This window comes from Nitrospinota bacterium (genome assembly GCA_035528715.1).
In the GTDB taxonomy this organism is placed as follows: Bacteria; JADFOP01; JADFOP01; order DATKYB01; family DATKYB01; genus DATKYB01.
The window spans coordinates 1-14999 of sequence record DATKYB010000053.1 but is presented as its reverse complement, the minus strand read 5'-3'; the positions used below and the strand labels follow the sequence as shown (position 1 = coordinate 14999).

Sequence of the window (14999 nt, the reverse complement as noted above, 5' to 3'; positions counted from 1 at the left end):
ACTTATTTTCCCTCTAGATTTTTTGACGAGTTAATCCTTCTCCTTTTTCCTTGTTTATTCCGTATAAAAGGATAATTTACTTGACAAAAATCATACCTTCAATTAGTATCAATTCTCGGTGATGCACAAAATATAGTTTAAAATTTTTTAGGAAATACAATATATAGTTGAAATATGGAGAATATTGCAATTGCCTCGGATCATGGTGGTTTTGAATTAAAAGAGGCAATAAAGAGGTTTTTAGATAGAGAAGGATTTGGCTGCATTGATTTTGGAACTAAGGATGATGAATCCGTAGATTATCCTGATTATGCGGAGAAGGTTGCATCTTCGGTTTCCAAGGGAGAAGTAAAAAGGGGTATTCTGGTATGCGGGACAGGGATTGGGATGTCAATGGTTGCAAATAAGTTTCCCAATGTAAGAGCTGGGCTATGCCATGATATTTATACAGCAAAAATGAGCAGAGAACATAATGATTCGAATATCCTGACCTTAGGAGGAAGAGTAACAGATATAGAACAGGCTAAAGAGATTGTGAAGACCTGGTTAAATACCGAATTTGCAGGAGGGAGACATAAGAGAAGATTAGATAAACTTATGGAGATTGAGGAAAGGATTAGAAAATCGTTATCTTAGGAGGATATGATCAGAATGAAACGGTTGATAGATGTAGATCCAGAGATAGCTGAAGCAATAAAATTAGAGACAGAAAGACAGGCTTATAAGCTGGAGCTGATTGCATCTGAAAACTTCGTCAGCGAGGCTGTATTGGAAGCTGCAGGGAGTGTAATGACAAATAAGTATGCTGAGGGCTATCCAGGAAAGAGGTATTATGGGGGTTGTGAATTTGTAGATATCGCAGAAAACCTTGCTATTTCAAGAGCGAAGGAGCTTTTTGGTGCGGAATGGGTCAATGTCCAGCCTCACTCAGGGACTCAGGCCAATATTGCTGTATATAACGCTGTTTTGGAACCAGGCGATACCTTCATGGGCATGAACCTCTCACACGGAGGGCACCTGACGCATGGAAGCCCTGTGAATTACTCAGGGAGAATGTTTAAGGTCGTATCTTATGGTGTAAGAAAGGATACAGAGACCATTGATTTTGAAGAAGTAGAAAACCTTGCCCAACAGCACAGACCGAAGCTTATCGTTGTTGGAGGAAGTGCCTATCCGAGGATAATCGATTTTGAGGCATTTAGAAGGATTGCAGACAAGGTTGAGACCTTAATCATGGTTGATATTGCTCATATTGCAGGCCTTATTGCTGCCAAACTCCATCCAAGCCCCATTCCCCATTCAGAATTCGTAACCACCACAACCCATAAGACCCTTCGAGGCCCAAGGGGCGGAATGATCATGTGTAAGGAAAAATTTGGACCACTCATCAATAAGAACATCTTTCCTGGTTCGCAGGGAGGTCCTTTGATGCATGTTATCGCAGCAAAGGCTGTTGCCTTTAAGGAGGCCTTAACAGAGGAATTTAACGAATATCAGAAACAGATCATAAACAACGCAAAGACACTGGCCAATCGGTTAACGGAAAAGGGTTTGAGATTGGTTAGTGGAGGAACAGATACTCACCTTATGCTTGTAGATCTTACGGATACAGGCCTTACAGGAAAGCAGGCCGAGGAGGCCCTTGATGTTTCTGGAATAACCGTAAATAAAAATACGATTCCTTTTGAGACCAGAAGCCCCTTTGTAACCAGTGGGATAAGGATAGGGACTCCAGCGGTTACGACAAGAGGAATGAGGGAAAAAGAGATGGAGCTTATTGGAGATTTTATTAAAGAGGTTTTGGAACATATTGATAACAAGGAAACCCAAAAAAAGGTCAGAGACAAAGTCAAGGAGCTCTGCCTTAAGTTTCCTCTTTATTCTGAGAGATTGAATATATGAAGTGTCCTGGATGCGGATTCAAGGAGAACAAGGTCGTAGACTCTCGTCTAACAAAAGAATTAGATGTGATAAGACGAAGAAGGGAGTGCTTTGAGTGTGGAAGAAGATTTACCACTTATGAGAAAATCGAAGAACACCTCCCCTTTGTTATTAAGAAAGACGGAAGAAGAGAGCCCTTTGACAGGGAAAAGATCTTAACAGGAATTAAAAAGGCCTGTGAAAAGAGGCCTATTAGCCTTACCACGATGGAAGAATTGATAAGCAGGATTGAAAAATCTCTCTTAGAGATAGGTGATAAGGAGATACCAAGTGGAATTATCGGGGAAAAGATAATGAGGGAGCTTCACGAACTCGATGAAGTGGCCTATGTTAGGTTTGCCTCGGTATATAGACAATTCAGAGATATCAATGAGTTCATGAGTGAGTTAAAGGAACTCCTTGATGAAAAAAAGAGAGATAAAGAAGAGGATCTATCTTAGATTTTTGATAGTGTCTTAATATCCCTTTTTGCTATCTATTGTCGGTGAGTTCCCAAAATAACAGACCATAACAAATATCAACTCTTTCCTTAAATAAATAATCTTAAATATAATCTTGACAAAAATCCAAATATTTATCTAATATTGATTACGAATTCAGAACTTTTACAATCATTAAAATTTTGGGGTGAATGATTGAGAAGTTTTGTTTCAGAGATAAAGAGGAGTGAGAGGGGCTTGAGCCTCATAGAGCTCCTGATTGCCCTGGCTGTAACCAGCATCCTTCTCGTTGGGATATTTAATATATTTTTGAGCCAGCACAGGACCTATATGGCACAGGATCAGATCGTAGAGATGCAGGAGAATGTAAGGGCTGCCCTGGATATCATGTTAAGGGATATCAGAATGGCTGGATACGATCCCACAGAGGCAGGGGGGATGGGGATAACGAACATTGATGAAGCGATCCCTTCCCTATCATTTACAGCAGATATTAATGAGAATGGAGTTATTGGTGCAAGTGAGTCGAACGAAGATATTACCTATCGATACGATGCAAATAATCTTGTGATTAGAAGAAAAAGTACGACAAATGATAACCTCCTTCCTCTGGTTAGCAATATCCAGAGCTTGAACTTTCGATACTTTGATGAGAATGGAAATCTCCTGCCATCCCCTGTGAGTGCAGCAAATGTTCGGATCGTAGAGATATCGATAACATCAAGAGCAAGCAACCCAGACCCTTATTATAGCCAAAATAGTGGCTTTAGAACGAGAACATTAACATCAAAAGTCAATCTAAGAAATCTTGGGTTTTCACCTTAATGAGATAAAAAGATGAAAAGATTATTGTACATCCTGAGAAGGTCTTTTCTGATCCTTTCAGACCAAAGAGGAGTGGCTCTTATCGCTTCGCTGATGATCATGACATCCCTAGCTATCTTAGGTGTATGGGGGATCACTTCAAACCTGATCGATAATCGGATAACAATAAATTATCGCGATCATACACAGGCCTACTACGCTGCAGAGGCTGGTGTAGAAAGAGCAAGGGATTTTCTTGCTGGTCTCAATTTTGATACAGAGCTAAAGAATGCCGATGGTACAGACAATCAGCTGGTCGACAGTACCAATATCAATAACTTTCCTGGAGATGATATCCCTCTTTTATCTAATCAGTCGATTGGAAACTGTTCCTATACCGTATATCTAACAAATGATGCAGCAGATGGAGCTACGAACAACAATGACACAAATGGCAAAGTAAACCTCATCTCTTTTGGATACGGGCCTGGAAATTCGAAGGCCGTTGTGAAGGGGATCGTTAAAAAATTTTCTCTCCCTTTTTCTCCCCCAAGTCCTATTGTTATGCCGGGACCAGATGTATATTTTGAACCTGGTAATAGCAATGCATTCCAATTCAGCGGGGATGATTCAGCAGGGGGCTCAAATGTTCCAACGGTTACGGTGTCGAATGTGACTGCAGAGAATTCTGTAAGAAATGGTTGTAATCCCAGATGCGACCAGATAGTAAGCAACGGTGTGAGCCCTTCTGTCGTAGCAGACCCTGTGGCCCTAAGCCAGGCCGGTCTGGATGACCCTCAGCAATTAAAAAGTATGATTCAAAATCTGGCAGCATTTGCAGATTATACCTCAACATCTGACACTGGCTTTAATCTGGGGACTGAGCAAGAACCTAGCATTGTCTATATCAATGGAGACCTTAATACTGGACCTGGAACCGGCTATGGGATATTGATTGTTACAGGAACACTGACCTTGCGAGGAAACTTTAGTTATAATGGTGTGATACTTGTGGTGGGACGGGGAAATTTGATAAGACATGGAGGTGGAAGCGGTACGGTTAGAGGTTCCATCATCATTGCTGATATCAATGGTCCGGACAATATACCTTTTACCGCTGATGATAGTTTAGGAAATCCTATTTTCACAACTTCAGGCGGTGGAAATTCAAACATCATTTATAACAGTCAATTAGCAAATAACCCTCCTACAAATATCCCGCCCCAGCTTATAGCACAGAAGCATGAATATGAATAATCTCATCCTCTATTTTTTTAGTTAAAGATAAGTAAGCTTATAAGCAAATTAAAAGAATTACTATGTGAAAAAAGATTAAAAAGGGGAGGGTCTATCGCAGGTTTTTTTCAAGGATATTCTTAATATCCTCTATTTTAAAAGGCTTTTCGATATATCCATCCGCTCCGGCCTGAATTGCCTCTTCAATAACTTCTGAACCAAAACCAGTAATAATAACTACCGGAATATTTGAGTCTAATTTTTTTATTTCTTTAAGAAGGTCAAGCCCATTGATATCTGGCATAACCATATCAGTGATGACTAAAGAGAACTTCCCTTTTTCAAAGATTTCTAAGGCATCTTTTCCGCTCGTGACCACAACAGGTGCGTATCCTAAGATATTGAGGACATCTTGAAGGACATTTAATATTTCCAGCTCATTATCAACGACCAAAATCTTATTATTATTCATTTTGGTTTCTGTGAAATTAATAATATTTTATATTAACAAATCGCCTAAGATATTGCAAGAGAATATCTTAAGCCTTTCCCCTTTTTATTTTAAATATTCTTTTTCTTTTTGATTTTTGAGATTTTTGAGGTATATTTTGAATCAATGGTGGTCTATTTTAAACCATATTAAAAATATCTTTAAATGTCTTTAGTATCAATAGGTTAATATGAAAAATCTCCATATGAAAGGGATTTTATTTTATGGTTGTTACTTTTTAAATCTTCCGGACAAAAAAGAGATTTTTTAGAGAGGAGAAAGTAACTGCAACTCCTTGTAATAAAAAGGATTATAAAATATAAATCTTTCTAACACTTTGGCACGGATATCGCATAAAATAGAGAATGAAAAAGGTAAAGCTAGAGCAGGGTATTGACAAAATATTTAAAAGATAGTAATTTGATATAACTATAATAAGAAGTTATATCAGATAAAGGCAAACTACTCCGAAAGGATAGGACGCAAAGCCACTGGCCCTTTTGGGCAGCAGGGTTGCCTTGATATAAAAATGAAAAGCCTATTCTTTCGAGAGGGAATAGGCTTTTTTATTAAAGGGGCAAGAGATGAAAGGTGAGGGTGGATATACTCTTGTGGAGATGCTAATTGTTATTTCCCTTATTGCTATATTAGCACTTCTTGCTCTTGTCAATTTCTTTCCTGGCTTTGAGGGATGGAGACTGAACGGTGCTGCAAGAACTGTTGCCTCAGATCTCAATCTGGTGAAAATGATGGCGATTTCTCGAAATGAGTCAGTAAGGATGAGTTATATGAGCAATCAAAGATACGTGGTTGAACTAACGAATGGGACAGACCTTCTTCCAGAGAGGAATTTAAATAATGATTATACAGGGGTTACCCTAACCAACTTTAATAATGTGACGTTCAACTCAAGGGGATTAGCCAACAATAATACAATAACTTTAAGAAATTCAGTAGGTTCAACAAGAGATGTCGTCGTCCTTAGAACAGGAAGAGTCAGGATAAATTAAAGCGATGATAAAAAAAATAAGATTTAAACTTTTTAAACTCGATTCAAAAGGGATGACGCTGATTGAGGTGTTGATTGCCCTGGCGGTTCTCTCCATTGCGCTTTTGGCAATGGCGATGACATCCCTTTCTGTTATCAGGGGAAATGCTACAAATGACATGGTAACACAGGCGGCAACCGTTGCTCAGGATAAGATGGAAGAGCTGAAAAACATCCCTTTTAATAACCTTAATAGTGGAAATGATACTGCGGGTGATTACACAAGGCAGTGGGTTGTGACCAATATCAGCGCGACCTTAAGACAAATTACCTTAACAGTAAGCTGGCCCAACAGACAAGGGGGGACCAGCACTTTTACAGTCGATACACTAAGGAGTGAGTAATTGAGGACTTTTATTTTACAATTAAAAAATAATGAGAGGGGCTTTAGCCTCATCGAGCTCCTGATTGCCCTGGCTGTAACCAGCATTCTTCTCGTGGGGATATTTAATATATTTTTGAGCCAGCACAGGACCTATATAGCCCAGGATCAGATCGTAGAGATGCAGGAGAATGTAAGGGCTGCCATGGATATCATGGCAAGGGATATCAGGATGGCTGGATTTGATCCCACAGAGGCAGGAGGCATGGGGATTACAAACATTGATGAGGCGACCCCGGCTCTCTCTTTCACAGGAGATGTGAATGAGAATGGGGTGATTGGCGCAAGCGAGCCAAACGAAGATATCACCTATCGATACGATGCAAGCAGTCTTGTGATTCAAAGAAGGAGCACGACAAGTGAACAGTTTCAGATACTGGTTGATAATATCCAGGGTTTAACGTTTCAATACTTCGATCAGAATGGAAATCTCCTGCCATCCCCTGTGAGTGCAGCAAATGTTCGGATTGTAGAGATATCAATAACCGTGAGGACAGGCAATCCCGATCCCTATTTCAGTCAAAATGGTGGTTTTAGGATCAGAACATTAACATCAAGGGTTAATTTAAGAAATATGGGATTATAATCAAAATGAGGAAAAAATGAGGGAAAATATGAAGAGATTATATAAAATCATCGCAAAAAGGGCTCTTTTAACCCTAACAGATCAAAGAGGTGTGGCTCTTGTCGCCTCGCTGATGATACTCACATCCCTGGCTGTTTTAGGTGTATGGGGAATTAACTCGAATCTTATCGATTATCGAGTGACATCCAATTATCGCGATCACACCCAGGCCTACTACGCTGCAGAGGCTGGCCTGGAGAGGGCAAGGGAATATCTTAAGAGTCTGAATTTTAGCACAGAGCTCCAAAATGCAGCTGGTGGTGACAATCAGATGGTGAACAGCACCAATGTCGATAACTTCCCTGGAGATGATATCCCTATTTACTCGGGCCAGACGATCGGGAACAGCACCTATGCCGTCTATATAACCAATGATGCTGCAGACGGCGTTACCAACAGCAACGACACAAATGGCAGGATTACCATTACCGCATTTGGGACGGGGCCTGACGGCTCCACATCCGTTGTTCAGGCGATTGTTGCACAGCCAACCGCCTCTTTTACTCCAGTAAGCCCTGTTGTTCTGCCTGGTCCATCCTTAACTTTTCGACCGGGGAGGAGTAATGCATGGTTAGTTGACGGGAATGATGCAGCTGGAGGAGACCCAGCTACGGCAGTTACTGTGTCAAATTGGTGGGCGGAGTATCAAGCAAAGAGAGCCTGTAGGAGGAGGTGTGACCAGGTCATCGGTGCTGGTGGAACCCCTTCCATCGATTCTGATCCAGGGGCCCTCAATCAGGCTGGGCTCGATAGCATTCAGTACTACCAAGATCTCTATAATGACCTGAAATCCCGTGCAAATTATACAGATCCGAATGACCCTGGTTTTAATCTTGGGACTGAAACTAATCCAGAGATAGTGGTTATTGATGGTGATTTTGATACTGGTCTGGGATCCAAATCTGGTCAAGGGATACTGTTCGTTACAGGCAGACTCACTGTAAGGGGAGAATTTGATTATAAAGGCGTGATTCTTGTGGTGGGAGAGGGAGAATATTATAAAAGAGGTGGTGGAACCGGCACGGTTGAAGGTTCCATCATTGTTGCTGATATCAATGGTCGGGACGGAACGCCTTTTACAGCTGATGATAGATGGGAATCACCAGAATTTGTGACGAGTGGAGGTGGAAGTTCAAGCTTCGTTTATAATAGTGATGTAGCGAGAAATCCTATGCAGAACGACACCCCAAGGACAATAGCGATTACGCAGAAGTATGGACAATAATTTCTCTTTTTTCTGATTGAAAATAGCTCAAACAGCCAGCCTAAGCCAAGGAAGCGACAATAGCGGTGATTTCAAAGAAATTCGACTAAAGAAAAATACTCTCGTTTTAGATAGATTACCTCTTTATAAAAAATTTTGGATTTATTTCAATGAGGTTAAACAATGAAGAGGTCTTCTTATCACATTGCTAAGAAATTTACTTTAAGGGTTTTAAAGCAAAAAAGAGGGGTTGCCCTTATTGCCTCAATGATGATAATGGCAGCTCTAACTATCTTGGGTTTATGGGCGGTTACTTCAAGCCTCATCGATAACCAAATAACAAGCAATTACCGCGATCATATCCAGGCATTCTATAATGCCGAAGCAGGGATCGAGCATGCGGTCAATATCTTAAAGGCCAGTACAACCAGCTTAGATGATCTTTTGCTTGGGAGCGATGGAGTTCCAAACACCTCTGATGATGGCATCTTGAGTTTAGGTCCATCTATTAGCTTTGGGAGCGGAGCGTATGAGGTTCGGGTTAAAGATAATGATGATGGGGATGGTGACCTCTTTAGTGACTCTGATAAGATGATTGTCCTTGCCTCAAGAGGGAGGGTTAATAACAGCAATGCTGTTAAGACAATCGGGGTCGGCATAAAACCTGCCTACATATTTAATATGGGGATATTTGCAGATGAGAGGATAACCATCTCTTCAAATGCCAAGACAGATAGCTACGATTCAAAGCTGGGTGTTTATGGTGGAAGCAATATAGGGAGTAAAGGAGATGTGGGCACAAATGGGACATCTACAAGCCCAGCTGCAGTTTCCCTCTCAAGCAATGCCAAGATATATGGAGATGCCTTTATAGGAGAGGGCGGTGATCCTAGCAGTGCTATATCCCTATCGAGCAATGCAGAGATTACAGGAGAAAAAACAGCGATTAATGAGCCGGTAGAGCTACCTTTGATGAGTGCTCCTTCTGGTCTTCCGAGTATGGGTTCGATATCACTGAGCAGTAACGATCAACAGATCATAAGTGGTAGCGGGAGTTATTCATCCATAACCCTTAGCAGTAACTCGCAGTTAACCATTGGTGGTAGTGGTGAGGTGGTCATATCAACAGGTACTCTCAGTCTGAATAGCAACACGCAATTGAATGTCGGCTCTGGGGTTACAAGCGTAACCATTTTTGTTTCAGATTCTTTATCTGTGAGCAGCAATGCCAAGATTAATAGTAATACGAAAGACCCGACAAAGATGAACATTTTTGGAACAGATAGCCTTACAAATTGTTCATTATCATCCAACGGCGGTTACTTTGGAACTCTTTATGCAAGGAATTCTGATATTACTGTGAGTAGCAATGTAGAAATACACGGTGCTTTGATTGCCAATAGAATAACATTAAACTCAAATGCCAGAATCCATTATGATGAGTCCTTAGGAAGGACAGGACCTTCGTCAGGCTTAATGGTTTCATCCTGGCGAGAGGAATTTTAATAAAAAGAAAAATATAGAAAAATGAAGAGATCATTTTGTAACATTGCTAAGAAATTTACTTTAAGGGTTTTAAAGCAAAAAAGAGGGGTTGCCCTTATTGCCTCAATGATGATAATGGCGTCTTTGACTCTCTTGGGTTTATGGGGGGTCACTTCAAGCCTTATCGATAATATGATAACAATAAATTATCGAAGCAACACAGAGAGCTTTTATGCTGCTGAGGCCGGTATTGAGCGGGCAAGGGAATACCTTCGCGGTCTGGATTTTAAAACAGAGCTAATCAAGGCTGCTGGCGGGGACAATCAGCTGGTCAACAGCAAAGATATCAATAGCTTCCCTGGGGATGATATCCCTATTTACTCGGGCCAGACCATTGGAGGCAGTTCCTATACCGTATATCTCACCAATGATGCTGATGATGGGGTTACCAATGTCAATGATACCAATGACCGGATAACCATTACCTCCTTTGGATATGGACCATCAAGTTCCCTATCAATTGTTCAGGGGATTATTAAAAAACCAGAAATCTCTTTTTCCTCTCCAGCTCCCATCGTTTTACTCGGGCCAGGTGTGCAGCAATTTGAGCCGGGTAATAGTAATTCATTCTTTATCAACGGAAATGATACTGCAGGGGGAGAGAGTGTTCCTGCTATTATTGTGTCTAACGCACAGGCAGAGCAGAGCGTTGCTGATGGTTGTAAACCGAGATGTGACCAGATTCAGGGTGCGGGACAGGTCATCCCTTCTGTCGCAGCGAACCCTGGCGCCATTAGCCAAGCTGGTCTTGACAGCATCGAGAACCTCCACAATATTCTTGAGATTATGAAAGCCCACGCAGATTTTACCTCTACCAGTGACCCTGGTTTTAATCTTGGAACAGAAGATAACCCATCAGTTGTCTTTATCGACGGAAGCTTTGATTCGAACTCTGTCAATTCCAAGTCAGGTCATGGGATATTGGTTGTGACTGACACGCTGACATTTCGAGGAGACTTTAATTATAATGGTGTGATTTTAGTGGTGGGACGCGGAAATTTTATCAGATATGGGGCTGGGACTGGGACGATTAATGGTTCCATCATTGTTGCTGATATCGACGGTTTGGACGGCATACCCTTAAATGCTGATGATGCATTCGAGCCAGCTCGGTTTTTTACTGCTGGAGGTGGAGATTCAAAGATTAATTATAACAGCGATTTAATAAATAATCCCCTTAAGAATGATGCGCCGTGGCTTTTAGCTCTTACTCAGAAGTATTAATCATTTTATTTTCTATTATTTTTTAGGTAAGGGCAGGCTCCTCTATCTCGAGTGTTGGGAAGACATTCTCAAAATACTTTACAACCTCTGGGTCGAAGTGTGTGCCCGAGCCTTTAACAATCTCCTCCTTTACCTCTAAGGGTGAGAGGGCCTTTCTGTAGGGTCTATCAGCAGTGAGGGCATCATAGACATCTGCCACAGCGATGATCTTGGCACCCATGGGAACAGAATCGCCTAAAAGTCCATTATAGCCATTTCCATCCTGTCTTTCATGGTGGTTGATGATGAGGGGAAGAATTCTTAACACTCGCCCGCCAATGGGCTCTAATATATCTTTTGCATTTCCTGTGTGGCCGGTTATTTCTTTTTTCTCTTCGTCTGAAAGCTTCCCTATCTTATGGAGAATCTCTGCGCTTACACCGATCTTCCCAAGGTCATGAAGGAGGGAAGCGATTTTTATATCCTCAATCTCAGAGTTCGACAGCCCTGCCTCCTTTGCTATCTTTTCAGAATATTTCGCAACACGAATGGAGTGGTTCTGGGTGTATTGATCCACAGAATCTAAGATAAGTGAGAGCATGGTGATAATTCCCTGATATGTCTTTTTGATCTCTCTGTTATATTTCTCCTTTTTTTCATAAAGGGCACCCATTAAGTAGCCAACGATGATAAGAAAACAACCCCATGTCGTAATATCCAACCACTTAGAGAGACTCATACTGATATTGTTTTTATCTGTGAATGTCTCTGGGATAAAATAGGCTATAGAAAAGACCATAAGAACAGATAAAAAAGCAGAGTATGTTCCGTGTTTCTTTCCGAAGAGATATGACCCTAAAAGAACGGGGATATAGAAGAAATTAAGGAATACCTTCTGATGAGGTACGAGGAAGTAGATTAATCCGATGATGACTACTAATAAGAATACAATGATAAGCTCGTTATCAACCTTGAGATGTCTTTTCATATCGTTCATAAATGGTTATTCTTTATCCAAAGATATTATAGATCTGAAAGATTTTTTTACTATACCATTTATATTTTATCGGAAATTTTTAAGTTATCTTTAACTAAAAATTAAAAGAATAAAGGCACTAAAGACAAAAATAACTCCTATTTAATACACTGAATTATGGAAAGTTATGGATGATGTGGGATTGTTTGAGACGGGGTGAAGTGGTGTAAAAATATGATTTATGATATGCGATATTTTTTTATGGGCAGGAAAAAGGTATGGAGAGGATATGATGATTGAAAGGAATAGGAGATTAATAGTCTGAAAGAGAAGGGGTTAGCGGTTTTTGAAAAGAATCCTTATATTTATCCCCTTCTGTTTGCCCTTCGCTCCAATTCATTTCCTCTTCGCTCCAGTATTGTTACGATAAAGAGGATAATGATCGCCTGGAGGATGAGGATAAATGCATCGACAGTTCTGGCATACCGAAGAACAATGGCTGTGAGTCCTAAGGCAATGCTTAGAAAATATATCGATATAACGGTTTTGTTCTTGCTCCTAAAAAGGGCCTCCAGCCTGTGGTGGAGATGGTCTTTTCCTACATATTCGATAAAGTCATTGAAGTTTTTTATTTTATTTGTGAGCAGTCTCGTAACTGTTATATAACTCATATCAAAAATCAGGACTCCAAATATAAGGAGAGGAGCAGTCAAAGATACAATAGGGTTAAGATCAGACCATTCTCCAAGTATAGCAAGGCATGCTAAGGTAAAGCCTAAAAAGGTGCTGCCTGAGTCTCCTAAAAATATACTTGCTGGTTTTTTGAGTTTAAAATTATATGGCAAAAATCCAAGACATGCTCCAAAAATTCCCCCTGCGAGCCACCCAAAAAAGGGTTGATTTGTCTGAAAGGCCACAATACCCAAGAAAGAGGCGATAATAGCACTTAAGCCAGTAGCCAGGCCATCCATCCCATCAAAGAAATTCATGGCATTGGTAAGCCCCACAATCCAAAAGATTGTCAAAAATATATTTCCCATTTTTCCCAAAAGAGAAGTCTCATGAAATAAAATCAGAGAGACACCCGATTTTATAACAACAAATACAGCCAGTAGTTGTACGGCGAGCTTTATTTTTGCAGAAATCCCTCCTCTATTGATATCATCTAAAGTCCCTATTATCAGTATAATGGTTCCAGCTATGATTATTCCTTTGACCTCCGCAGAGAATATAAAGTTGGAAAATATTGCAAAAAAGAACGCCACGTATACTGCAATTCCTCCAAGGAGAGGTGTGGGGGCGTTATGAACTTTTCTTTGATCAGGATAATCTAGGATTTGTTTTTTTAAGGCTATATAACTTATGATGGGAACGAGAAAATAAGAGAGGGAGAAAGAAACAAGAACGATATATAACCACCTAACCCCTGTTCGGCAACAGAGTTCCTTTCCAATGGGTGAAATCAGAAAGAGAAGAGCCAACAGGACTAAGATATAAAAAATCTTTCCAAGGGTTGTTTTCAGGTTCATAAAAATATCTTCTTAACCGAAGAAATGATTCTTTCAATTTCATTATCTGTTAGAGAAGGATAGATTGGTATGGAGAGACTTCTGTTCCATGTCCTTTGTGCGCTGAGACATTCTGTATTATCGAGATATTGGTGCAGTGGCTTGTAAACAGGTCTTTCGCATATAATACCCTCATCCATTAATCTTTTTCTTATTCCCAGAAGATTTTTATCCACCTTAATGATATATCTGTAAAAGACATGACTTCGGTCGTCATATTCTTTAGGCGTCTCAATAGGAAGGTCTTTAAATTCTTGGTTGTAGAGTTTCGCTATTGCTCTTCTCTTTTGAACAAACTCCGGGAGTTTGGAAATTTGGCTTAAACCCATGGCTGCTTGAAAATCTGTCATTTTGTAGTTATAACGAACCTTCCACTCTTCCTTCTTATCATATTCTCTGAGGTCTTTGATATTTTCTACTAAGTCTAAAGACGCGGAGGTTATCATTCCTCCCTCTCCTGTCGATATCATCTTTGTGGCATAGAATGAGAATATGGATAAGATGCCGAAACTGCCGACCCTTTCATCAACGTATTTGGCCCCTAAGGAATGGGCGCAGTCTTCTATGAGAGGTGTGTCAAATTCCATGATTTCATCAAGATCTGCAGGCAGCCCGAACATATGGGGAAGGATGATTGCCTTGGTTTCAGGGTTTATTTTTCTTTTGAGATTAGCAAAATCCATATTCATTGTTTCGTGGTTTATATCAATCAAAAGAGGCATTGCGCCTACATATTTAATAGCATTTAGAGGTGCGGTGCATACGAAACTTGGAAGGGCCACTTCATCGCCTTTTGATATCTTAAGAGCCAGTAAGGCCAGATGCAAGGCAGAGCTTCCAGAATTTGTAGCCACGCCTCCCTTATGTCCGATAAACGTAGAGAGACTCTTTTCAAAATTACCAACATGCTCTCCCTGAGCAATATTTCCTGATTTCAATACTTGCGAGACAACTTGAATATCTGTTTCTGAGAGAGTTGGTCTTGAGTGAGGAATAATAGATTCTTTCATAAATAAAGATCTTTAAATATTAATAAATAAACGGAGGGAATTAAAGCCCTCAGCATATTTTACCCTTGCCTGAACCCCTCTAAAAGTTGCGGTGGATGTAGCAATCTCTATAATATTTAGTCCCTCTATATTGGTCTTGTTTACCTGTGATTCGTGGGTTTTGAGAGTTGAGATTTTTCCATCAAAAACTGTGCTGATATCAACATACACATTTGGAGTAAAATTTTGTGTTGTTGGGGCTTCATAAAAAAGCACATTTCGAATATATCTGGTGGCTGAGATAGTAGCCCGGGATAAATTTCTATGGTCTTGATGTGTGTCATCAAAATAAGGCGTAAATATAAAGTCTGGCTCTATTTGACTCAGTATTCTTTCAATCTTTGATATCACATATTTATTTATTTGCATCTTGGTGTCTTTAAATCCTCCCCAGAAGACCTTTTTCACATTGATGATCTTAGCAGACTTCATTTGCTCAGCCTTTCTGATGTTTCCTTTGCCGCCCATTTCTCCTTCGCTCATAATAA

16 protein-coding genes and 1 riboswitch are annotated in these 14999 nt (G+C 40.3%); of the genes, 11 read left to right on the top strand and 5 right to left on the bottom strand.

From position 1 onward, the window contains the following. The first annotated feature begins 174 nt into the window (after positions 1 to 174). From rpiB to VMW81_04110, 5 genes are all read left to right on the top strand, one after another. The gene (gene rpiB / locus VMW81_04130; GenBank protein ID HUU50124.1) at positions 175 to 636 is read left to right on the top strand and encodes a ribose 5-phosphate isomerase B; all 462 of its coding nucleotides are present in this window, start codon (positions 175 to 177) and stop codon (positions 634 to 636) included. Positions 637 to 651: 15 nt separating this feature from the next. Beyond that, positions 652 to 1902 (top strand): serine hydroxymethyltransferase, encoded by a 1251-nt coding sequence (gene glyA / locus VMW81_04125; protein ID HUU50123.1) that lies wholly within the window; start codon positions 652 to 654, stop codon positions 1900 to 1902. Next, positions 1899 to 2381, top strand: coding sequence for a transcriptional regulator NrdR (nrdR, locus tag VMW81_04120; protein ID HUU50122.1), 483 nt, complete (start codon positions 1899 to 1901; stop codon positions 2379 to 2381). The genes glyA and nrdR overlap by 4 nt, the downstream gene beginning before the upstream one ends. Before the next feature lie 195 nt (positions 2382 to 2576). Next, positions 2577 to 3206, top strand: a complete 630-nt coding sequence (locus tag VMW81_04115) for a prepilin-type N-terminal cleavage/methylation domain-containing protein (GenBank protein ID HUU50121.1) — start codon at positions 2577 to 2579, stop codon at positions 3204 to 3206. A gap of 12 nt (positions 3207 to 3218) precedes the next feature. Next, positions 3219 to 4442, top strand: coding sequence for a pilus assembly PilX N-terminal domain-containing protein (locus VMW81_04110; protein ID HUU50120.1), 1224 nt, complete (start codon positions 3219 to 3221; stop codon positions 4440 to 4442). Positions 4443 to 4533: 91 nt separating this feature from the next. On the opposite strand, the gene VMW81_04105 is transcribed toward VMW81_04110, so the two are convergent. Continuing rightward, entirely contained in the window at positions 4534 to 4893 is a 360-nt protein-coding gene (locus VMW81_04105) for a response regulator (protein ID HUU50119.1), read from the bottom strand. A gap of 464 nt (positions 4894 to 5357) precedes the next feature. After that, a riboswitch (cyclic di-GMP riboswitch) is annotated at positions 5358 to 5432 on the top strand. Positions 5433 to 5495: 63 nt separating this feature from the next. On the opposite strand from VMW81_04105, the gene VMW81_04100 reads away from it, so the two are divergent. The 6 genes from VMW81_04100 (at position 5496) to VMW81_04075 (ending at position 10939) form a co-directional block, all read left to right on the top strand. Further along, positions 5496 to 5921, top strand: coding sequence for a GspH/FimT family protein (locus VMW81_04100; protein ID HUU50118.1), 426 nt, complete (start codon positions 5496 to 5498; stop codon positions 5919 to 5921). A 4-nt stretch (positions 5922 to 5925) separates the two neighbouring features. Further along, positions 5926 to 6303 (top strand): prepilin-type N-terminal cleavage/methylation domain-containing protein, encoded by a 378-nt coding sequence (locus tag VMW81_04095; GenBank protein HUU50117.1) that lies wholly within the window; start codon positions 5926 to 5928, stop codon positions 6301 to 6303. After that, entirely contained in the window at positions 6304 to 6927 is a 624-nt protein-coding gene (locus VMW81_04090; GenBank protein HUU50116.1) for a prepilin-type N-terminal cleavage/methylation domain-containing protein, read from the top strand. 28 nt (positions 6928 to 6955) lie between these two features. After that, positions 6956 to 8191 (top strand): pilus assembly PilX N-terminal domain-containing protein, encoded by a 1236-nt coding sequence (locus VMW81_04085; protein ID HUU50115.1) that lies wholly within the window; start codon positions 6956 to 6958, stop codon positions 8189 to 8191. A 162-nt stretch (positions 8192 to 8353) separates the two neighbouring features. Then, the gene (locus tag VMW81_04080; protein HUU50114.1) at positions 8354 to 9676 is read left to right on the top strand and encodes a pilus assembly PilX N-terminal domain-containing protein; all 1323 of its coding nucleotides are present in this window, start codon (positions 8354 to 8356) and stop codon (positions 9674 to 9676) included. 21 nt (positions 9677 to 9697) lie between these two features. Further along, complete coding sequence (locus VMW81_04075; GenBank protein ID HUU50113.1) at positions 9698 to 10939, top strand: pilus assembly PilX N-terminal domain-containing protein; 1242 nt, start codon at positions 9698 to 9700, stop codon at positions 10937 to 10939. A 22-nt stretch (positions 10940 to 10961) separates the two neighbouring features. Here VMW81_04075 and VMW81_04070 read toward each other — a convergent pair whose 3' ends face one another. From VMW81_04070 to VMW81_04055, 4 genes are all read right to left on the bottom strand, one after another. Beyond that, on the bottom strand, positions 10962 to 11915 hold the full coding sequence (locus VMW81_04070) for an HD domain-containing phosphohydrolase (protein ID HUU50112.1): 954 nt from the start codon (positions 11913 to 11915) through the stop codon (positions 10962 to 10964). 344 nt (positions 11916 to 12259) lie between these two features. Further along, complete coding sequence (locus tag VMW81_04065) at positions 12260 to 13423, bottom strand: MraY family glycosyltransferase (protein ID HUU50111.1); 1164 nt, start codon at positions 13421 to 13423, stop codon at positions 12260 to 12262. Further along, the gene (locus VMW81_04060; protein ID HUU50110.1) at positions 13420 to 14472 is read right to left on the bottom strand and encodes a DegT/DnrJ/EryC1/StrS aminotransferase family protein; all 1053 of its coding nucleotides are present in this window, start codon (positions 14470 to 14472) and stop codon (positions 13420 to 13422) included. Before VMW81_04060 ends, VMW81_04065 begins: the two co-directional genes overlap by 4 nt. Positions 14473 to 14484: 12 nt before the next feature. Then, positions 14485 to 14999: PIG-L deacetylase family protein (locus VMW81_04055; protein HUU50109.1), on the bottom strand; the 515-nt coding region annotated here is incomplete at its 5' end.

Coding starts and splice junctions, on each gene's coding strand:
- VMW81_04110 (HUU50120.1), top strand. CDS start 3,219: ATGAAAAGATTATTGTACATCCTGAGAAGGTCTTTTCTGATCCTTTCA.
- VMW81_04060 (HUU50110.1), bottom strand. CDS start 14,472: ATGAAAGAATCTATTATTCCTCACTCAAGACCAACTCTCTCAGAAACA.
- VMW81_04075 (HUU50113.1), top strand. CDS start 9,698: ATGAAGAGATCATTTTGTAACATTGCTAAGAAATTTACTTTAAGGGTT.
- glyA (HUU50123.1), top strand. CDS start 652: ATGAAACGGTTGATAGATGTAGATCCAGAGATAGCTGAAGCAATAAAA.
- VMW81_04095 (HUU50117.1), top strand. CDS start 5,926: ATGATAAAAAAAATAAGATTTAAACTTTTTAAACTCGATTCAAAAGGG.
- VMW81_04070 (HUU50112.1), bottom strand. CDS start 11,915: ATGAACGATATGAAAAGACATCTCAAGGTTGATAACGAGCTTATCATT.
- VMW81_04085 (HUU50115.1), top strand. CDS start 6,956: ATGAAGAGATTATATAAAATCATCGCAAAAAGGGCTCTTTTAACCCTA.
- VMW81_04080 (HUU50114.1), top strand. CDS start 8,354: ATGAAGAGGTCTTCTTATCACATTGCTAAGAAATTTACTTTAAGGGTT.
- VMW81_04065 (HUU50111.1), bottom strand. CDS start 13,423: ATGAACCTGAAAACAACCCTTGGAAAGATTTTTTATATCTTAGTCCTG.
- VMW81_04100 (HUU50118.1), top strand. CDS start 5,496: ATGAAAGGTGAGGGTGGATATACTCTTGTGGAGATGCTAATTGTTATT.
- nrdR (HUU50122.1), top strand. CDS start 1,899: ATGAAGTGTCCTGGATGCGGATTCAAGGAGAACAAGGTCGTAGACTCT.
- rpiB (HUU50124.1), top strand. CDS start 175: ATGGAGAATATTGCAATTGCCTCGGATCATGGTGGTTTTGAATTAAAA.
- VMW81_04105 (HUU50119.1), bottom strand. CDS start 4,893: ATGAATAATAATAAGATTTTGGTCGTTGATAATGAGCTGGAAATATTA.